The organism is Candidatus Nomurabacteria bacterium, from assembly GCA_023898645.1.
Lineage (GTDB): Bacteria > Patescibacteriota > Saccharimonadia > Saccharimonadales > Saccharimonadaceae > UBA2112.
Genome location: CP060232.1, coordinates 173570 through 194629, shown reverse-complemented (window position 1 = coordinate 194629; position 21060 = coordinate 173570). Strand labels below are relative to the sequence as shown.

Genomic DNA, 21060 nt, shown 5'->3' with positions numbered 1-21060 from the left:
TATACCAGCGGCCAGCAGGTATGTAATCCAAACATATTGAGGGCTCTATCTGTACCAAGATATATCGTTCCAGAGACAGCAGTTACTTCATAAGGATAAAAATCCTTAACTACGTTCTCGTTAGTACAACCCCTATACTATGCGCTACGAGACTATCGGAAAGTGAAAATGTAGTACTAGCATCGGCAAAGTTAATCAATATACCACCTCGACCTCCTGTCGCGCGCACTACATTGTCAAAAATGTTTATTCCAGCCGCACCGCCGCTGAAAGCAGCATTCATAGTACCTGTAGCAGTACCTGAGTATCGTGCAAAAGACTGCAAGATATATTGATTCGAGACACAATTAATCGTTTCCGTGAGCGTACCAGTAGCAGTTGCTGGCGTACCCACCGATGCTATGCCCGTATAAGATACAGAATTAGCTACGGCATACCTCATTGTGTTACCGCCACCTTGAGTTATCGCAAAAGTTTTTGTACCACCTGTGACATCCTGAAAACCATATAACTTAAGATAGGTACTATCGGTATAAGCTGTAGATGCTAATAAGTTTCCAGTAATATCATTCCCGTCATAAGTAACAGTATTCGGACCACCAGTCTGGGCGAAATGTGCCAACCATAAAAACACCCATGCACCAGCAGTGGTAGTGTGCGACCAGGTGAGAGTCTTTAATGAGTTATTATCTGCAGTATCGCCAGCGGCAAGAAAGTCTAACGTAGGAGGTGGCGGAGGACTATACCCAGAATCAGGCACGGGGAAGAGATACACTAATAGCCCCCCAGCCGCGGCCATTGCCACTTACTGTAGCAAAGGTATCTGATGTGTCCGTATCTTGTATAGTAAGCCAGTTATAATGCGTACCGTAATTATATCGAATCGTTCCGCCAGTTGGAGTGTCCGCTGGTGCGCCAAGCGAACCGAAGGCATGAGAAACCATACCACTCGCCGGTACAGTTACAGAGTCAGACCAAGGAATAGAAGCATTCGAGAAAGTAGTACTCGTAGATACATTAGAACCATCTACATTAGAGTAGAATACCGACTGACCAGTTATGTACGTACTTGACGAAAGTGTAGCTACAATTGTATTTGTTCCTACCGTAGGATTTGCAATACCGTATGCCCTCAAGCCATAACTACCTCCGTCAGACCAATTTACTTGAGCACTAATCGCAGTCATATTCGTACCATTACAAGTAACGGAGGAGATTGTGTAAGCGCTATTATAGTGCATTACATAGACAACTAAGTAACCGTTGGTTGTGTCATCCACAATATGATTCCACGTGGCGGTTGTCCTAGATGTAGCAGAACTATCTCCAGCTCCTGTAGACAGATAGCCTGTCACCAAGGCTGCAGATGCAGTAAAAAAGGCACTCGTAGCAGCAAACATTACGGCGTATACCCCTGTGTATATGATCCGTACCAATTTGTTCCGTCTGAGAAGAAGCTAAGTATATCCATCTTCCCTGCAGTTGCCGTGATCGTAGGGGCGCCAGCCGCATTCCATTTCACACCTGTGAATGTTGCGGTGCCGTTGCCCGTGCTTGCCGCTTGCTTAAGCATCAACGTAAATGATTTGCCCGCCGTAGCCGTAGGCATAGTAAACGTACATGCGGTCGAGGCAGTCAATGTAGCCGTGAGTACTGTGCCGCTTGTGATAGCAAGCGTGTAGCTCGTTGTCACGGTTCCGATAGCCACAACACCCTCGGTATAGCCATTGACTGTCGGGCTTGTTAAAGTCTTGTTTGTAAGCGTTTGCGCGTCCGTGGTGCCAACAATCGTACCGCTTGGAGCCGTGACTGTGCTCAGGACACCCGATGTTAGTATGGCTACACCGCTGCCTGTGGCGCGCTTGAGTAACTTGCCTGTCGTACCAGAAAATACAGCCACTTCGCTATCTACCGACGTTGCAGTATTGGTCGATGCATCTCCACTACCCGTGCTATCTACGTAACTCTTTACTGCCGCCGAAGTTGGAATAGTCGTGTCGTTGTTGTTGGCTGCTATAGTTTCTGCTGCCGTCACAACTGCACTGGCGTCGAGATTTGATACAGCAATATTAGATATAGTATTGCTCGACGCAGAGATAGTTTTATTGGTAAGGGTCGCTCCGCCAGTTTCGGTTACTACTGGAACACCGATAATTCGTACCTTGCCCGAGCCCTTTGGATTAAGGTCTAGATTGATATTCGCGTCAGATCCGGTCGCGGTAAGATTAGGTGCCAAAGACGTGGCTGAATTATTAATCGTCAGATAGTTTACAGCACTTGCTGTGGCACCAACCGAAAGAGATGTGGCGCCATTCGTATCCAGTATTGCATTTATTTTTGGACTCGTCAGAGTTTTGTTGGTCAATGTCTGCGTGCCAGTAGTGGTGACTACATCAGCACCGGCAACCTGCACCAAAGAGTTGGTAATCTTGAGCCGCTCGACGCCATTGACATAAAAATGATGGCCAGACCCATTCGGTACCTGATATTCCAGCTTGGAATCCGAAATACCCAAACCAAAATGGTTGCTGCCACTACCATTGTCGTATAGTCGCAACTTGAGATTACCCTGAGTACCAACGGTATTGTTGCCATACGTACCACCGAGGTTGATGTTGGCGGGGGTAGCTGTGGCGGTCTGAGTGGATGTACCGATGGCTAGATTGTCGTCTGTCTTGAGGGTGTTCGCTGCGCTGCGATATAAGTTCGTGTCGTTGCCAAAATAAATACCGCCCGCAGCTGTAGTCGTAGTCGTAGAGCCAATATTAAGAATACCGTCGGAGCGCGCAGTAATCCCTGATCCCAGAGTGATATTTCGATTGGCATCCCAGTCATAAGGATACTCAGTATCCGCACCACCACCTTGATTTGCGGGCCTGTTAGTTAGTCCCTTTATCGAATTGAGGTAAATAGGCCGACTGTTTGTAGTAGTGATAGTCAAGCGTAAATACGTATCACCACCCACACCCGTCAACGGAAAGGCCGCGAACGTCGCATTGGCAGTTGTAGTAGAGGTATGTCGGGTCGTCCAGTTGGTACCGTCTGTACCTGATTCAACTGTAACTTCATTACTTGGAGCCGGACTACCATAGCCGAAGCCAATCATTATCCAAGATAGGTCACTATATGACAAATTGCCGGAATTCCACGTCCATCGTACGGCAGTAGTTGTTGCTCCGTCGGCGAGTGTATACGCACCAGACTCCTTGCCGGCGAAAACGATTGTCGGATTAGTAGCACTCGACCAAGAACCGCTTGCATATGTTTCATAGGTGCCCGTTCCAATCCACCTACCAAATCGGAGAATATCGTGCCACAAGTACTTACTAAAAGCATTGAAAGCAGGATATGCACCAATCGAAACGTCATTGGATATAGCGTAATTCTTGTTAGTCAAACTTGCCGAGGAAACAGTAAGTTGATTCGGCTCAGGAAGCTGAACCGTACCAGTAATTGTCGCTCCATTAATCGTCGGACTTGTGAGCGTTTTGTTGGTAAGTGTCTGCGCGTCGGTGGTACCAACAATCGTGCCACTCGGTGCCGTAACTGTGCTCAGGACACCCGATGTTAGTATGGCTACACCGCTGCCTGTGGCGCGCTTGAGTAACTTGCCTGTCGTACCAGAAAATACAGCCACTTCGCTATCTACCGACGTTGCAGTATTGGTCGATGCATCTCCACTACCCGTGCTATCTACGTAACTCTTTACTGCCGCCGAAGTTGGAATAGTCGTGTCGTTGTTGTTGGCTGCTATAGTTTCTGCTGCCGTCACAACTGCACTGGCGTCGAGATTTGATACAGCAATATTAGATATAGTATTGCTCGACGCAGAGATAGTTTTATTGGTAAGGGTCGCTCCGCCAGTTTCGGTTACTACTGGAACACCGATAATTCGTACCTTGCCCGAGCCCTTTGGATTAAGGTCTAGATTGATATTCGCGTCAGATCCGGTCGCGGTAAGATTAGGTGCCAAAGACGTGGCTGAATTATTAATCGTCAGATAGTTTACAGCACTTGCTGTGGCACCAACCGAAAGAGATGTGGCGCCATTCGTATCCAGTATTGCATTTATTTTTGGACTCGTCAGAGTTTTGTTGGTCAATGTCTGCGTGCCAGTAGTGGTGACTACATCAGCACCGGCAACCTGCACCAAAGAGTTGGTAATCTTGAGCCGCTCGACGCCATTGACATAAAAATGATGGCCAGACCCATTCGGTACCTGATATTCCAGCTTGGAATCCGAAATACCCAAACCAAAATGGTTGCTGCCACTACCATTGTCGTATAGTCGCAACTTGAGATTACCCTGAGTACCAACGGTATTGTTGCCATACGTACCACCGAGGTTGATGTTGGCGGGGGTAGCTGTGGCGGTCTGAGTGGATGTACCGATGGCTAGATTGTCGTCTGTCTTGAGGGTGTTCGCTGCGCTGCGATATAAGTTCGTGTCGTTGCCAAAATAAATACCGCCCGCAGCTGTAGTCGTAGTCGTAGAGCCAATATTAAGAATACCGTCGGAGCGCGCAGTAATCCCTGATCCCAGAGTGATATTTCGATTGGCATCCCAGTCATAAGGATACTCAGTATCCGCACCACCACCTTGATTTGCGGGCCTGTTAGTTAGTCCCTTTATCGAATTGAGGTAAATAGGCCGACTGTTTGTAGTAGTGATAGTCAAGCGTAAATACGTATCACCACCCACACCCGTCAACGGAAAGGCCGCGAACGTCGCATTGGCAGTTGTAGTAGAGGTATGTCGGGTCGTCCAGTTGGTACCGTCTGTACCTGATTCAACTGTAACTTCATTACTTGGAGCCGGACTACCATAGCCGAAGCCAATCATTATCCAAGATAGGCCACTATATGACAAATTGCCGGAATTCCACGTCCATCGTACGGCAGTAGTTGTTGCTCCGTCGGCGAGTGTATACGCACCAGACTCCTTGCCGGCGAAAACGATTGTCGGATTAGTAGCACTCGACCAAGAACCGCTTGCATATGTTTCATAGGTGCCCGTTCCAATCCACCTACCAAATCGGAGAATATCGTGCCACAAGTACTTACTAAAAGCATTGAAAGCAGGATATGCACCAATCGAAACGTCATTGGATATAGCGTAATTCTTGTTAGTCAAACTTGCCGAGGAAACAGTAAGTTGATTCGGCTCAGGAAGCTGAACCGTACCAGTAATTGTCGCTCCATTAATCGTCGGACTTGTGAGCGTTTTGTTGGTAAGTGTCTGCGCGTCGGTGGTACCAACAATCGTGCCACTCGGTGCCGTAACTGTGCTCAGGACACCCGATGTTAGTATGGCTACACCGCTGCCTGTGGCGCGCTTGAGTAACTTGCCTGTCGTACCAGAAAATACAGCCACTTCGCTATCTACCGACGTTGCAGTATTGGTCGATGCATCTCCACTACCCGTGCTATCTACGTAACTCTTTACTGCCGCCGAAGTTGGAATAGTCGTGTCGTTGTTGTTGGCTGCTATAGTTTCTGCTGCCGTCACAACTGCACTGGCGTCGAGATTTGATACAGCAATATTAGATATAGTATTGCTCGACGCAGAGATAGTTTTATTGGTAAGGGTCGCTCCGCCAGTTTCGGTTACTACTGGAACACCGATAATTCGTACCTTGCCCGAGCCCTTTGGATTAAGGTCTAGATTGATATTCGCGTCAGATCCGGTCGCGGTAAGATTAGGTGCCAAAGACGTGGCTGAATTATTAATCGTCAGATAGTTTACAGCACTTGCTGTGGCACCAACCGAAAGAGATGTGGCGCCATTCGTATCCAGTATTGCATTTATTTTTGGACTCGTCAGAGTTTTGTTGGCGAGAGTTTGTGTACCAGATATAGTAACGATATCGACACCATTTGCCTGTACTGTGCCAGTGCCTTTAGGAACGAGGTTTAGATTGTGATTGGCATCTGCACCAACAGCAGTAATAGTCGGAGTAATGCCGGTATTGGAATAGATTTGAACGTTTCCGCTACCCTTAGGCACCAACATCATGCTAATATTCGTGTCTGCTCCAATACTTCGAATCTGATTAGCGCTTCCCGCCGGAGCGTTTCGCAACTCGGTATAATTAACTGCATTCGCTGTAGGTGTCATATACAGCGCGTTTGCGCCATTGGTATCATAGATTGAATTTACCTTAGGTGATGTCAGTGTTTTATTGGTGAGGGTTTGCGTACCTGTTGTAGTTGCAGCGGATACTCCACCGATTGTCACATCAGATCCACTTATCGACATTCGTTCGCTGCCACCTACGAAGAAGCGATGGACAGCGCCAGTAACTACTTGGTATTCAAGCATAGAAGCAGACAAGCCAAAACCATAGCCCGCGTAGAGTTGAATCTTTTGGTTGGCATTACTACCCGGCGAATTCGTGCCGTATGTCAGATTAAAGGTAATTTTAGGAGGATTCGATGAACCAGTAGGAGATACCACCGCACCAACAGAGATACCAGTAGCACTATTAATCACAGGTGATGTGATTGTTTTGTTCGTCAAAGTTTGGGTGCCGTCTACAGTCACCACTTCAACACCATTTGCCTTAACAACACCCGAGCCCTTAGTCGTCAGCAACATGTCGACATTCGTGTCGGTGCCATTCGCGAAAAGCGTCGGTCCAGAACCAGTTGCGCTTCCTGTAAGTCTAAAATAGTTTACAGATGATGCAGTATATCCAACCTGCAGCGCCGCAGTACCACCAGGAGAAAGATGGATAAGGCCTGTACCCTTCGTGCTTAAATTAAGAGGAATATCGGTATCAGAACCAGCTGTCTCGACAAACGGACCAGAACCGGCAGCCTTGTTGCGGATATTGACATAGTTTGCTGCACTTGCAGTAGTAGTAAGGCCAAGGACAGCCACGCCATTGCTGTCGAGAATTTGATTAATCTTTGGCGACGTCAACGTCTTATTTGTAAGAGTCTGAGTGCCTGTGAGCGTGACTAGAGATTGGATAGCGGTCTTCATAGTAGCAAGTGAATTCCACGTACTAGATCCGCCGTTTATACCCTGATAAACATTGTCTATGATGTCTTGAGTATCGGTAACATTCAACCACAATAGATTGTCGACATAATAAATATCGCCAATCCCATTGTTGAGGCTTCCGGCGAGTCTTATGTTCAATCGATCCCGACCGGCAGGCACTGTATAGGTATGAGTTAGCTTCGTCCAGCCACTCGTACTTGGCGCGACTCCGGTACTATTGATGAAGGCGTAGCCATTTACCCCTGTGGAGTCAGTAGACCACGCTTGAATATAAAAGAGTGTATTAGTGACAGCATTCGAAGCATGGGCTCGAATATACACTTCCATGTAAAATTTGTCGCCTGGGCGAACCCGAAGCGAGTCGATGTCTGGAATATAATCGCCATCCTTAGTACGTAGGAAGGTTAGCGTGGGGTATGACGATCCAGTAATCGTCATCTTCAGCGATTGGGTACCCGAAACTGCCTGCTCATTGCTGACTTCTCCCGTCCAGTTGGAGCCAAAACCATTAGTAGCCCACAATTCAGGAACCGAACAGCTTGGATCGGAAGCTATATTAGGCAATCCGGACGCCTTGAGATCGATGAACTTCTGCGCAGTGTCGGCAGTAGTCTGAGCAGTGGTGATGTCAGTAGTTAGATTGGTAATTGCCGATTGAGGAATATTACTTAGGGTATTAGAAGCGCCAGAGATAGTTTTGTTCGTCAGAGTTTGCGTGCCGGTGGTCGTGACGACATCGACACCATTTGCCTGGACTGTACCCGTACCCTTGGAGACAATATTGGCATTGATGGAGCTGTCAGTACCCGCAGCAGTAAGCGTCACTGCGCCGCCTGCACTACTCCCTTGAATGTTCCAATAATTAGCATTTGCGCCAGCGGTTCGTGCGAACTTTGCGATCCAGCCAGACGCAGAATCAGAAATACCAACATACCCAGATCCTCTCGGCTTGGCGAGTAAGTTAACGTCTGTATCGGTGCTTTCTGGCCTCAGTACTACACCACCTCCGACGGCAAACGACCCGGTGGCAGCATTGGTTACATGCAAATAGCTCACAGCACTAGCAGTGGCAATTAGTGCTATAGAGGTGTTTCCGTTGGTGTCATTAATCTGATTAATTCTAGGATTTGTCAGCGTCTTATTCGTCAGCGTTTGGGTACCAGTTGTTGTAACGACGTCCACTCCCCCTACCGTGACAGTTCCCGTACCCTTTGGTACCAAGTTGATACCAATATTTGAATCATTTCCTGCTGCTGTAAATGTTGGAGGTGCCGCAGACGTACCAATAATAGAGCCGCCTCCGCGAGGTAAATACGTAAGGTTAGACATTACCGCCGGATTGGCCGATAAACTCGTCGCCCAAATATTCTGTATTCGCAGACCAGTAACATTGACGTAAGCTAGATTAGTTAGAGTAATTCGAAATTGCTCAGCGTATGGCGGATTAAGTGTCTGATAACGAGCAAATTTTGCAGATGATGAATCATTCGTAACATCAAGCAGTGTCGTCCATACGCCACCTGAGTTGACCTCAAGCTTTACGTCTTTGGCGTGGAATCCGTTACGAAAATTAAGCCCTATCTGGCCCCACCCCCAATAATTACTATATATATTACTAGTTGGCCTAGTGATCGTGATGACGTATACATCGCTTGTTGCATCTACAGGCAAATTGACATAATTACCTGGAATGAACCAGTTTTCAGGCAACACCGAACTTGATATATCAACACTGTTTTGGGTAACTGTAATCGCACCACCTCGTGCCGTTAAATACGCCAGATCATTTTGCAAGCCCACAATAGTTGCGCCGCCGCTCACACCAGCACTTGTTTGATCTGGAACGATAGGTATATCTAGGAGATATTTACGCCCAACCGTAGAACCGCCCGACGTATCAGCAAATGTACTAATTGGCGTGCCATCAATCGTCGGACTAGTAATGGTTTTATTCGTCAACGTCTGCGTGACGTCGGTACCCACGATTGTCGTATTGGCGTCTGGAACTGTAAGAGTTCTCGTAGTGCTTGCAGATATGCCACTGAGTTCAAACTTGAGCTGCTTGGTCGTATTGCCGTCATCTTGCAAAGTGAAGTTCGTGTCTTTGAGAGTGATGGTGCTCGTGTTGCTAATAGAAGAAGACCACGAAGGGATACCTCCGGCAACAGTAAGGACATTACCAGTAGAGCCAACGCCGAGTCGGGTGAAGTAGCCAGATGAATTGCGGTAGTAGATGTCGCCGGTGGCGCCAGAGGTATCGTCGTAAGCGGCGATCTTTTTGCGGGTAGTGCCAGTCGTTTGCGTGAGGTAGTAATTGTCTCCGGCGAATTCCATGGCTCCGGCTTCGGGAGCGGTGAGGAGTGTGCCACTGGTGAACTTGAGCGGTGCAGTGCCAGCAGCTGCGGTACCGGGTTGAATGGTGATTTTTTGGTGGCCACCGTTGGTTGGGTCGTCCAGACCAGTATTGTGGTGCTCCTTAGAAAGAAATTGATTAAGGATCTCGCCCCAATGCCCTTCGTCACCATCAATAGCAGGTAATCGTTGCTCTACCACAACAAGCTACCTATTGTATCTTCCGCTGTTATAGCCAACCCCGCCGCCGGTATTGCTCGGCTTTTTTTCAAGAGTCATATCGGGGCGCAAGTCAACACCCCCTAGCAGTGAAAGCATGTTCTTAACACCAACCATTCCCGCAATCACGAACAGAGAGAACTTCAAAAAGTCCTTGCGATCCATCTCTTTATTGCTTACAGATGCTAGCAACTCATTGATCGACACGAGCGGATACTACCCCCTATGGTTTTATCTGTTATCTTGTGTCTTTTAGTTTATTATAGTTATGGCTTGGATGCAACAGATAAGCCACCCCAGTTGCATTTTGGGCGAGAAATGGGCTCGCTAGTCGCGCTTTAGCATCACCGTGAAAGCTTCGGACGGAATATCCACCTTTCCGAAGCGCTTCATGCGTTTTTTGCCTTTTGCCTGCTTGGCGAGGACTTTCTTTTTGCGGCTTACGTCTCCACCATACAGCCCAGTCGTCACGTCTTTGCGATATGCACTCAAATCTTCGCGCGCGATGAATCGACCACCAATTGCCGCCTGCAACGCCACTTGGAAATTTTGCCGCGGAATCACGTCTTTGAGCTTTTTGACTACTACCCTACCGACAGATTCAGCCTCAGACCGATGCAGCATAATACTGAGCGAATCGACAATTTCGCCAGCAACATAGAAATCAACGCGTACCAAATCTTCAGCACGATATTCGCTCAACTCGTAGTTAAAGCTACCGTAGCCGCTCGTCACACTCTTGAGTTGGTCGTAAAAGTCAGTGAGCAGATTTGCAAGTGGCGCTTCAAAACTGATGAGTGCTCGCTCGTCTATGTAGCTCAGGTTCTTTTGCTTGCCGCGTTTGCTCACAATCAATTGAATCACGTTGCCAATGTAATCTTGCGGCACCACGATTTCGCCGTTGATCCATGGTTCACGTATTTCTGCAACTTTGCTCATATCTGGTAAATCGCTCGCGGATTTGATATCAATCTCCTCACCTTTTGCCAAAGTCACCTGATAATCGGTCGATGGATTAGTGACGACCAAATCAAGGTCATATTCACGTTCCAATCGCTCACGAATAATATCCATATGCAGTAGGCCGAGGAACCCAATACGCACACCAAAGCCAAGTACCGGAGAGTTTTCGGGCTCGAATTGCAATGCGCTATCGCTCAGGCTGAGCTTTTCGACAGCATCTTTGAGATCGTTATAATCTTCATTACTCACTGGGAAGAACCCAGCATATACAAATGGCTTGACGTTCTGATACCCTGGGAGTGGCTCGCTGGCATGTGCTCGCTTGACCGTGACCGTATCGCCTACCTTGGCATCGCGAGTGGTCTTGAGGTTGGTCACGATATAGCCGATCTCACCAGTTGCGATGGCTTCGCCCGGTTTCATCACTGGGTTCAGAGCACCAACTTCAAGCGCCAGGCCGTGGGCTCCAGTGGCAAGCATTTCGATTGTATCGCCTTTTTTGATGCTTCCGTCAAACGTCCGCGTATACAAAATCACCCCGCGATAATCATCGTAATAACTGTCAAAAATCAGCGAACGCGTCGGTGCGCTTTCGTCGCCTTTTGGCGGAGCGATGCGCTCTACGATTGCATCGAGTACCTCAATTACACCCTCGCCTGTTTTTGCGCTAATTTTCAAAATGTCTGATTCGTCACAGCCAAGCAAATTGATAATTTCCGCACTCACACGCGGCACGTCTGCAGCCGGTAGATCAATCTTGTTAAGCACCGGAATAATCGTCAAATCTGCAGCCAGTGCCAAATATACATTCGCGAGTGTCTGCGCCTGAATGCCCTGACTAGCGTCCACCACCAACACGGCACCTTCGCATGCCTCCAAACTACGGCTTACTTCGTAGCTAAAGTCCACGTGGCCGGGAGTGTCGATAAGATTTAGTTGGTAGGTGGTATTTGGTATTTGGTATTTGGTATTTTTTTTCTCACCATCTACTACATACAAACTACCATCTACTCTAGGCGCATACGCCATCCGCACCGGTGCGAGCTTGATCGTGATACCCTTTTCACGCTCCAAATCCATACTATCGAGCAGCTGCGATTTCATATCGCGCTTTTCGACAGTATGCGTCATTTCCATCATACGATCGGCAAGCGTTGACTTGCCGTGGTCAATATGAGCAATGATGCAGAAATTTCGGATGTGACTTTGGTCCATAAACTTCGGTAATTATACCAGAAAACAGAGGTAGCGGCAATGAGGTTCCGTTCGGACTTAACTTCCGTCCCAGCTATTCAATACACGGAGATTGCCCGCCCAAGGAATGTGCGACATGTCAAAGTAGTCCCACTGAAAACCCGCCTGACGATACACCAAAGGTGTCTCAAGATAATTTCCGCTGTAACCATCGCCCCACAAAAACCGGAGCTGACATCCAAACCCAGGACCGCCGCCACTTTGCTCTAATATATAAACACCATATTTCTGCATAGCCCTGCCGACAGCCAGTTCACCGGGTGTGATGCCGACAATCGCTGCGAGATTAATCGTCGGATCAAGCTGTACTCGTATGCCCTGAGGAACGGGATTATCTACGCCCGCCATATTCACGCCATCGCTTTTTTGCGCAGGATATCGAAAGTCCGGCCCCGAGCTACCGCTAGCAGCAAAGAGTGCGTGCGGTATTTCTCTTGCCAACACTTCGTTGTCCAGCACCACTCCTGCGACTCGGGATATATTAGTCGCAGTTGCGCCACCCTCGTAGTCTCTTCCGTCGCCGTTGAGATCGGCTATGCCGCCCCAAGAAGCCGACCAACTATCAGTATTCTGGTCATACACTGTTTGCCAAAATGAAAACACCTTCCCAGTAGTCGGGTCCATTACGCACAAGTGACCATCGCTTCCAGGTGGTATTTGCGTGCCAAGGGGTACCGGAATAGTGTATCCGTCAAATGGATTCGCGCCCCAGTCGGGATAATTTAATAGCGTGAACGTATATCGCGGCGTATTCTCGTCAATTTGATTTGGCAGGATAATCGTATCAGCAAAATCCCACACTTCTACGCTATGACTACCGGATTCTAGCTCCGCACCCCAAAGTGCCGACATTGGATCGAGCACCGGATTATCTGGAATTGGTTTCCATAGCCAATCGGCTTGCTGAAAGAAATTTTTCGGCTGTATCGTACCGCCATCAGTCGCCCCTAGCGGAAGCGAATTAACGTACCATCCTATCTGCGCTTGCAAAGCAGTGTTAGGAAGATTAACATTGTCAATCAGTACAGTACCTGGGTCGACTTCGTTCTCATACGAACCCACCGTAAACTGCACTTTCACACTAGACAAATCAAGCGTGGTGGATTTTGACCGTTGGATGTTCCATACTGCACCGTCCTTGGAAGTCTCCCAGTAAACAGCTCCGCTATTTTCTCGAATTCGAAACCAACGATGTAAAGTTTGGTCATAAATAATCGTCGTGTCTGACGGCGTGCCATCAACGACCTCGCGCAACTTAATCTCCGATCCATTGCCACCGCCAATCATGAATTGAACCCGATTCGTGGCATCTACAATGACGGCTATTTCAGTAGTGATGGTGCCATACTGAGATGATCCACGGTTGGCGTTCTGAACCAATTCAAGCAACAAGGAATCACCAATTAAATTCCAAGTGTCATTGGTATTTATGTAATGATAGTCATTCGGCACGACAGGTATAGATAACACACTGTCCACTGCACTAATACTATATTCAGGCGGCGCATACCACTTTGAACCATCAAGGGTAGTAAATTCATCGGTAAGCAGCGAGATAGGTAGCGGTTCATCGTAGCCAATGTTTGTCCCGGCAATAAGATTGAAATTATCAAACAAGGCGACAGGACTGCCTGTTTCAGTACCGTAATATCCACCGTTAAAGCCGATGGTGACGTTATTGAGATTCAATGTAGTGGCTTTCGACCAACGTTCGACCCATGTCGCGCTGTCTATCGAGGTTTCCCAATATACCGTCCCGCCTGACTCGCGCATGCGTAACCATTTGTGTCGCAGCGGGTTGTATATCAAATCACTAGAAGACACTACTCCTGCCACCTTTTCTTTCATTGAAATACCAAGACTACCGCCATTAATCTGAAATTCAATTCGGTTGTTCGTATCGCTACCTACATAAAATTCCAATGTGTAACTACCATTTCCCTCGGGGAAGTTTTCAACAAACTGACACGCAACGTAGGAGCCCGTAAACACATAGGTACTCACCGATTCTAAAGGCGGGTAGTAGTCCGATGTAGCGCCCGATAACGCTAGGCGACCATCGACAACGGAAGCGACGTTGCCTTCATATCCTGTCCACTTGATGGTATCCTCTGTACTGAAATCGTCAGTCAGAGTTGCCGTAGGCGAGCCGGGATTTAGGTTGTCAAAATAAGAGTTACCTGGCGATGTTTCCGATGTCCAACGGCCGCATGACAACATCACATTTGTCGATGCCAGTGTTAGCGATGAGGTTTTTGACCGCTGGATAGTCCATGTCGACCCATCTGGCGATGTCTCCCAATAAATCGTACCTCCCGACTCTCGCAAACGTAGCCATCGAAAATTGGTAGCATCATATGTCGTCGTTGTTTCAGAATTAACTCCAGCCACTTGCTCGCGCATAACCACCGAGCCAGTCGGACCGCCGCCAATCTCAAACTCAAAGCTATTACTACCGTCTACTACAACCGTAAAATTAGTCGTTATCGAGTCGTGGTTTCCCGCGTTGCAGTTTTGAACAAACTCAACTTGATAGTGTGATTCGGTCAAGTCATACCCAGTAAAAGTATCGAGATAATGGTAGGACGTTGTTGGTGTAAGCTTAAGCTGACCACCTGTGTAGGCGACATTCGTTGCGTTCGACCGATACCACACCAGGGTATTATAGGAATCAAAAGTCTCACTAAGCGTGCTAGCCTTAGCCATTAATCTACCTCTACGTCTACGGCAACTCCAGTTGCAGCGGAATTGCCCCCGACCGATGTCACATTAAGGCGTACCATGTTCCCGGCTGACTGCTGCTGAGAAAGGCTGGAGGTAGCTTCTGTGACCGACCCATCAGATACGGTGAGTGTGCATAGTGTCGACCAAGAGTAACCATCCCAATGTTGAACCTCGGCGACAAGATCAGACCCGACCGGAGCGCTCGCCACGCGCATATGTGCGCCAGTTAGCGTCCGTGGACCATACGCATAGTCAGTCGGCGTGACGCCTACGACTGCAGTCGGAGCAGAAAAACGAATAGGAGGGATGAGGCTCGTCAGCGCCACCGTACCTGAGGCGTCAGGGAGTGTATACGTGCGCGTTGTGCCCGTGGTAATACCGGAGAGCTGAAGCTTTGCTTGCTTTGAAGTATCGCTGTCGTCTTGAATGGTAAGATTAGCGTCTTTGAGCGTAAGACTATTACTGTTATCGAGAGTCTTGTTCTGCAAGGTTGCCGTAGCGCTGTTTTTAGTGGCGTCACTTGTGTTGTCGACTTGATCTAGACCGACGTCGGACTTGATGAGCGTGACGTCACCGGTCTTAGCGGCAACGCTAGTGACGGGTGCGACGGTATTAAGTTTGGTTTGAACCGCCGTATCAAGCAACGTTTCGGTGATAGAGCCATCGGCGATGGCTATAGAATCAATGGCATTAGGAGCAATGGCGTCGCTGGTGACACTGTCTGTTTTGAGTGTGCCGTCAGGGGCGTGGACCTGAGAAAGATAGTCGTTGAGGATTGATCCCCAATTGCCACTGTCTCCTCCAGGAGTTGGAAGACGTGCCATAAATTTCTATATTGCTCCTATTAGTACCCTCACTTGTAAAGTGCTTATAGTTTACAGGTTTAGTATACGGGAAGATTGAGGTGAGTTCAAATGAAAGACGCGTATAATCGCTGACTATACGCGTCTATTCGATATCAATTGTGACTACTTCTTCTTTTCTGTCTCTTGTGCCTGCTGCTCGATTTCAGCGATACGCTGCTGAATAAGGCGTAGATTGTTTTGCTGTACTTCAACTGCCTGTAGTGTGTCGTATGCAAGTGCTTTTAGTTCTTTAGCGTCAGTAATACTTGAAATATCCATATTTCCTCCTTTTTCAGTTATATATTGGCGCCCACGGTTGGCTATAGTATATGAAGTAATAAAGACTGTGTCAATCACTTAAAACGTCAAAAAGCGTAGTTTTTACATTAAAAAGTTTGCTTATGAGCTTGTCTTTAAAAATAGGTAGTAATGACTACGCAACCGTCTGCGCCTTTGCCGCCCGCACCGCTCTGGTAGCCGTTGTCAGACGCCCCGCCACCACCGCCGCCAGCGTTGTAGTTGGTTGCGTCACCTCCGTTGCCGCCATTGGTCGCGGTCTTGTACGCTCCGCCGCCACCACCAATCCCCGGCAGTCCAGGTATGACCGGGTAGTAGGAAGTGTTGGTAGTGGCGTCCATTGTCAAGGTGCCGTTTCCTGGAGAGACGAAGGTACCAGAAAGGCTGCGTACAGCGAAGATTGACGCTGCGCCGCCTCCAGCCGCCGATGACGTAGAGCTCGCCGCCGCTCCGCCGCCACCACCACCGCCACCACCGACGTAGGTCGCGTTCGCGCCTATGCTCCCGTTGCTAGTGTTGCCCGCTCCACCGGCACCGCAAACTGAGTATTGACGGCGCCTCCGCCTCCAGCGACGGTTGTTCCGGTGCTGCCACCCAGCCCGCCGTAACCCGGATTGGCGTTAAAGTTAAGCGTGGACAGATACGAAATTTCAAGGTTGCTGACGCGAGTCGAGTGATAGCTTCTCCCGCCGACCATTCCGTCCGTGTCATCCGTAGTGACGGGCAGACCGCCGTAAGCCCCGGCGGGGACGCTAACGAACATCGCAGTGTCGGGCACGTCCGACGCAGGAACAGTAACTTCTTGCCAACCCCCGCCACCGCCACCGCCACCGCCGGTACGGTTTGACGTGGTAGCTCGCCTCGCACCAGATCCACCACCGCCACCTGGACCGCATAATGTGAACTTCACCGAAACAGCACCGGACGGTTTCGTCCATGTCTGAAGTTGAAACACGTTTCCGTAGGGCCGCACGGTTGCAGGGGCTATGTCAGCGACACTTCTAGCAAAAGTAAATGTAGTGGCTGTCGGAATCGAAGTGATAGTCACCGAGGTAACTAGGTTTAATTCGATCGCGGAATCAATGCCGTTGATCCAAACCTTGTCGCCAACCTGATAGCCGTGTGCTGTGAGTGTAGTAAGAGTTACTACGTTTGAGGACACCTGTTTATCGGTGACATAGTTCGCGCCCAGAGGTGTGAATACATCGACCTGAGCTTGCCTGGCAACTCCAGTGGGGGTGCCAGTAATCGTAGGACTCACCAAGGTCTTGTTCGACAGTGTCTGTGTGCCGGTGGTGGTCGCCACCTCAGCGCCATTAGCCTGAATCACTCCAGTGCCCTTAGGTACCAAATTCATGCTAATGTTCGTGTCGCTACCTGCTGCATTTATGCGAACAGCGCTTCCAGTCGCACTGTTGATGACCTGCAAATAATTGATAGCGTTGGTGGTGGCATTTATCATGAATGCCCAATTGCCGTTCGTGTCCATGATAGAGGCCGTCCTCGGCGTAGTCAGCGTCGGGCTTGTCAATGTCTTATTTGTGAGTGTTTGCGTGCCAGAAATAGTCGCGACCTCGACACCATTTGCTTGGACAGTTCCTGATCCTTTCGGGACAAGATTGAGATTGATGCTAGCATCGGCACCGGTAGCTGTCAGTGTTGGTGGCGCAGCATTAGTGCCATACAAGGCACCACCGGTCCGTGGTAGCAATGGACCCGACGCCAACGCAGTTGTGCCGGTTATTGCGTACAAGGAGAAAATGCGGCACTGATTATAAGGGAAGTTAGTCAGTGTGTACCGAATCTTGGTCACTGAGTATGCACCGCTAGAATAGAACTTCCATACATCTCCAGCAGTCTGATTAGTCACCGAATGGATGGAAGTCCACGCTCCATTGAAATACACCTCGATGGTCACGTTGCTTGCGCGGAAGCTGTTAGAGCATGAAATCCCGTATGTATTGACATAGTCCATGGTCAAGCCGCTCGGAGCGGTAACCTCTATGACAAACACGTCACCGTTTACCAAACCATTGAGATACGTCATGCCCTGTGGTGCAAACATGGCATCGGGATAAAGGTAATCGACTCCCGCTACCGTCGCACCGCCATTTTTGGTAATGGTCATGGAAGCACCAGCACGCATCAGACAATATGAAAGGTCATTGTACAATCCTGGAATTGCCAGCATGGATGTAGAGTTGGCATCTGGCTGGGTACTTAACACACCGCCGGTAACAACCTTGCCAGACCCAGTAGTAGTCGCGTCTGCCACCCCGGTGATTGTTCCAGTAAATGTCGGGCTTGTCAGCGTCTTATTCGTTAACGTCTGAGTGTCTGATGTTGTGACTACAGGTACACCACCCACGGTCATGCTAGAAGACGAGATAGCTAAACGCTCAGTACCGCCGACGTAGAACTTGTGTGAGGAAAGCGAATTGACTTGATATTCAAGTGTATTTAGCGAAACGCCAAATCCAAGTTTGACGCTGCTATCATTGTATAGCGCCAGCTTCATGTTATTGCTACTGCCCGCAGTGCTATTGCCGTAAGAACCCCCTAAACTAACGTTCAGTGGGGTGGGGCCAGCGGCGATTGTCGTGCTTCCTAGTGTCACATTCCCGGCGTTGTCCACTACAAACTTGGATGTGCCTCCTACCTGAGCGTCGATCAGCCTTTTGGTTCCGGAACCAGTTGCTGTTTCAGTTGGGTTCACAAGGAGAGCTGTATAGCCAGCAGTCGACGACTGGTTTATGTTTGAAGTGATAGCGATACCGAATTGCGTACCACTAGAAGCTGTTTGGTTACCGTTTACACCCAACTGGGCTAGGCCATTTGCGCCTGTAGACGACAGCACTCGTACAGCTCCTAGTGTCCCCACGCCAGTCGTAGCAGATAGATAAAGCCCTGATACAGAGCCGGCGACCACGCCAATTGAAGCGGCACCCGTGATATTTCCTATCAGAGAAGGACTATCAATCGTCGGCCCTGTCAACGTCTTATTCGTCAGCGTCGCCGTCGCACTATTCTTCGTCGCATCACTGGTGTTGTCGACCTGATCAAGACCAACGTCGGTCTTGGTGAGGGAGACATCACCAGTCTTGGATGCTACGGATGTGACTGGAGCAGTCGCATTGAGTTTGGTTTGAACTGCAGTATCGAGGAGTGTTTCGGTGATAGAGCCATCAGCTATAGTGATGGCATCGACTGCGTTGGGAGCAAGAGCACTGGAAGTTACGGCATTCGGAGCAATGGCGTCGCTGGTGACACTGTCGGTTTTGAGTGTGCCGTCAGAGGCGTGAACCTGAGAGAGAAAGGTGTTGAGTATTGTTCCCCAATTACCACTATCTCCTCCAGGAGTTGGAAGACGTGCCATAGTTTGTTTAGCCTATACTCCCCCTCGCATAGTGCTTATTGTTTATGAGGTTAAGTATACGGGAAATATGGGAGAGGGGCAAATGAAGAAATAGGCGCGTATTGATCGCGCCTATTTGTATAATTTTTACGCAAAGCTACTTGCCGTCCTGCGTACCACCAAATGTTTCCGAATTAAACGCTTCGCCGCCCGGACGATGAGACGCAAGAACTCTTAATATCGAACCGAGACCGATGAGCGCCACCAAACCAATCGCAATGTGCGTCAGAAATTCTTTACGATCCATTTCCTTGTGCAAAATGGCGTTGATTTGCTCTTTTACAGAAAACATTGCTGCATTCCCCTTTATTACTTGTGCTTATAGTAGCACAACACCAAGAAAAAGCTCAAGGATAATTAGCGAGCGCGTGCAAAAAATAATTGCTCTAAGCGCTGAATGATCGGATCTGCTTCACTAAGATTCAATAAACGGCTTGCGGCCAGATATGCCGAGCCACTTGCCATCGAAATAAGTACAAACTTTGGAAAAGTAGCGACAAAGCTATTGTCTGCATTTTGTAGCTGAAACAATTGCACCATTGCATAGCAGATAATCGACGTCACCGCAGTGGCTATAGCCATGCGCCAAAAAGCATGAATAACCGATGCATCAATCAAATTTTTGATACGTCGGTTCATGACCGTAAAGAGCACTATCACTTCAAACACCGCCACGATTGATTGTGCGTAGCCAAGACCATACGCTCCCATGTCTAAGCCCATAGTAAACCACACGGCTAATGCAATATTGAGCGCAATCGCAAATAGCGAAATATAAAGAGGCGTCTTGGTGTCTTGCTGCGCATAAAAACTCTTGGCGCATATAAAGTATACCGAGCGAAACAATATCGCGATAACAAGCGAACCAAGCAGCCCAGCCATCAATACGTCACCACCGTTTTTGATAAAGTTCACCAAATATCCACGAGTAAAGTACGTTACCGCAGCCACAGGCATGGCGATCCACACGATAATGCGAATGATGTTTTGTAGTTCCTTGCGAAACAAATCAGGTCGCCCCTGGCCAATTCGCTCTGTCATCTTTGGAAACGCCGCCGTGCTGATGGCCACACCGATGAGATTAATCGGCGCCATATGGAGCACGGTTGCTTGGTTATACGCCGCTAGTGTTCCGGCAGCTAAACGCGACGCCAGGTTCGTCTCCACGATACCAACGATATAATCCATACCCTGGTCAATTGACCGTGGCGGCAACAAACGAAGCACTTGTCGAAAACCTTTGTTTTTCCAATAAATTTTAAACTTGTAATCAAATCCAAGTCCGATGAGTCCAATAGTACTCACGAGTAACTGCAATACTGAGCCAAGTGCCACACCGAGCGCAACGCCCATAATTCCGCCGTCAAACACCTGTACGCCGAATATATTGATACCGCCCGTAAATACTGTGATGCCGATTATTATGCCTACGTTGTACAAGATTGGTGCAAGTGCAAAAAACGTAAACCGACCAACCGCCTGCTGAACACTCGCGATAACTGTCGCTATCGCAAACAAGAAAGGATTCACGGCAATCACCCGCATCATGCTTGTCGCAAGCGCTATGCCTGACTCGCTCAATCCAGGCGCAATCACATACCGCACCAATGGCTCTGCAAAAATAATAATCAAAATACTAGCAATGAGTGTTATCAACGCCATAAAATTAATCATGCTAGTCGAGAGCTCCCACGCCGACTTCTTGTTACCCGTCGCAAGTCGCTGATTAAAGACGGGTATAAAGCTCACACTCAACGCGCCCGATACCAGAATAAAAAACATAAAGTCTGGTACAGTAAACGCCGCCAAATATGCGTCGTACCCAGTCGGATACGTATCGTAGTATGCGGCGTTGAGTAGACGCATCCGGAAGAAACCAAACAACAAGGAAAGAAGCGTCGAGCCCGCGAGCAAACTAGCAGCTAGCTGCACAGATAACCTGCGGTTTGCTCGGGCTACAGCGCTTCTAACCCTACCCATGC

The 21060-nt window shown here is 48.7% G+C and carries 13 protein-coding genes; 1 reads left to right on the top strand and 12 read right to left on the bottom strand.

Translation table 11 applies throughout. From position 1 onward, the window contains the following. Positions 1-109: 109 nt before the first annotated feature. The 9 genes from H6797_00880 to H6797_00840 all read right to left on the bottom strand — a co-directional run bounded on the left by H6797_00880 (position 110) and on the right by H6797_00840 (position 16004). The gene (locus tag H6797_00880) at positions 110-799 is read right to left on the bottom strand and encodes a hypothetical protein (protein ID USN96740.1); all 690 of its coding nucleotides are present in this window, start codon (positions 797-799) and stop codon (positions 110-112) included. Then, complete coding sequence (locus H6797_00875; GenBank protein USN96739.1) at positions 753-1400, bottom strand: hypothetical protein; 648 nt, start codon at positions 1398-1400, stop codon at positions 753-755. Before H6797_00875 ends, H6797_00880 begins: the two co-directional genes overlap by 47 nt. Further along, a complete protein-coding gene (locus H6797_00870) occupies positions 1400-9562 on the bottom strand; it encodes a hypothetical protein (protein ID USN96738.1) in 8163 nt (2720 codons plus the stop codon). Before H6797_00870 ends, H6797_00875 begins: the two co-directional genes overlap by 1 nt. A gap of 6 nt (positions 9563-9568) precedes the next feature. After that, positions 9569-9787, bottom strand: coding sequence for a hypothetical protein (locus H6797_00865; protein ID USN96737.1), 219 nt, complete (start codon positions 9785-9787; stop codon positions 9569-9571). A 120-nt stretch (positions 9788-9907) separates the two neighbouring features. Then, a complete protein-coding gene (gene lepA / locus H6797_00860; protein ID USN96736.1) occupies positions 9908-11758 on the bottom strand; it encodes an elongation factor 4 in 1851 nt (616 codons plus the stop codon). A gap of 57 nt (positions 11759-11815) precedes the next feature. Then, a complete protein-coding gene (locus tag H6797_00855) occupies positions 11816-14503 on the bottom strand; it encodes a hypothetical protein (protein ID USN96735.1) in 2688 nt (895 codons plus the stop codon). Then, positions 14503-15345, bottom strand: coding sequence for a hypothetical protein (locus H6797_00850; protein USN97119.1), 843 nt, complete (start codon positions 15343-15345; stop codon positions 14503-14505). The genes H6797_00855 and H6797_00850 overlap by 1 nt, the downstream gene beginning before the upstream one ends. A gap of 144 nt (positions 15346-15489) precedes the next feature. Further along, entirely contained in the window at positions 15490-15645 is a 156-nt protein-coding gene (locus tag H6797_00845; protein USN96734.1) for a hypothetical protein, read from the bottom strand. A gap of 134 nt (positions 15646-15779) precedes the next feature. Further along, on the bottom strand, positions 15780-16004 hold the full coding sequence (locus H6797_00840) for a hypothetical protein (GenBank protein ID USN96733.1): 225 nt from the start codon (positions 16002-16004) through the stop codon (positions 15780-15782). Here H6797_00840 and H6797_00835 point away from each other — a divergent pair. After that, positions 15994-16146, top strand: a complete 153-nt coding sequence (locus H6797_00835; protein ID USN96732.1) for a hypothetical protein — start codon at positions 15994-15996, stop codon at positions 16144-16146. The genes H6797_00840 and H6797_00835 overlap by 11 nt on opposite strands. Positions 16147-16159: 13 nt before the next feature. Here the strand turns inward: H6797_00835 and H6797_00830 are convergent, their stop codons facing one another. From H6797_00830 to H6797_00820, 3 genes are all read right to left on the bottom strand, one after another. Further along, positions 16160-19039 (bottom strand): hypothetical protein, encoded by a 2880-nt coding sequence (locus H6797_00830; GenBank protein USN96731.1) that lies wholly within the window; start codon positions 19037-19039, stop codon positions 16160-16162. Positions 19040-19175: 136 nt separating this feature from the next. Further along, the gene (locus H6797_00825; GenBank protein ID USN96730.1) at positions 19176-19370 is read right to left on the bottom strand and encodes a hypothetical protein; all 195 of its coding nucleotides are present in this window, start codon (positions 19368-19370) and stop codon (positions 19176-19178) included. Positions 19371-19435: 65 nt separating this feature from the next. Then, on the bottom strand, positions 19436-21058 hold the full coding sequence (locus H6797_00820) for a polysaccharide biosynthesis C-terminal domain-containing protein (GenBank protein ID USN96729.1): 1623 nt from the start codon (positions 21056-21058) through the stop codon (positions 19436-19438). Positions 21059-21060 lie beyond the last annotated feature (2 nt).

What these genes read in the sequence shown, in the direction of transcription:
- H6797_00820 (USN96729.1), bottom strand. Translation starts at nt 21,058, where the DNA reads ATGGGTAGGGTTAGAAGCGCTGTAGCCCGAGCAAACCGCAGGTTATCT.
- H6797_00880 (USN96740.1), bottom strand. Translation starts at nt 799, where the DNA reads ATGGCCGCGGCTGGGGGGCTATTAGTGTATCTCTTCCCCGTGCCTGAT.
- H6797_00845 (USN96734.1), bottom strand. Translation starts at nt 15,645, where the DNA reads ATGGATATTTCAAGTATTACTGACGCTAAAGAACTAAAAGCACTTGCA.
- H6797_00855 (USN96735.1), bottom strand. Translation starts at nt 14,503, where the DNA reads ATGGCTAAGGCTAGCACGCTTAGTGAGACTTTTGATTCCTATAATACC.
- H6797_00875 (USN96739.1), bottom strand. Translation starts at nt 1,400, where the DNA reads ATGTTTGCTGCTACGAGTGCCTTTTTTACTGCATCTGCAGCCTTGGTG.
- H6797_00830 (USN96731.1), bottom strand. Translation starts at nt 19,039, where the DNA reads ATGGCACGTCTTCCAACTCCTGGAGGAGATAGTGGTAATTGGGGAACA.
- H6797_00840 (USN96733.1), bottom strand. Translation starts at nt 16,004, where the DNA reads ATGGACGCCACTACCAACACTTCCTACTACCCGGTCATACCTGGACTG.
- H6797_00825 (USN96730.1), bottom strand. Translation starts at nt 19,370, where the DNA reads ATGTTTTCTGTAAAAGAGCAAATCAACGCCATTTTGCACAAGGAAATG.
- H6797_00850 (USN97119.1), bottom strand. Translation starts at nt 15,345, where the DNA reads ATGGCACGTCTTCCAACTCCTGGAGGAGACAGTGGCAATTGGGGATCA.
- lepA (USN96736.1), bottom strand. Translation starts at nt 11,758, where the DNA reads ATGGACCAAAGTCACATCCGAAATTTCTGCATCATTGCTCATATTGAC.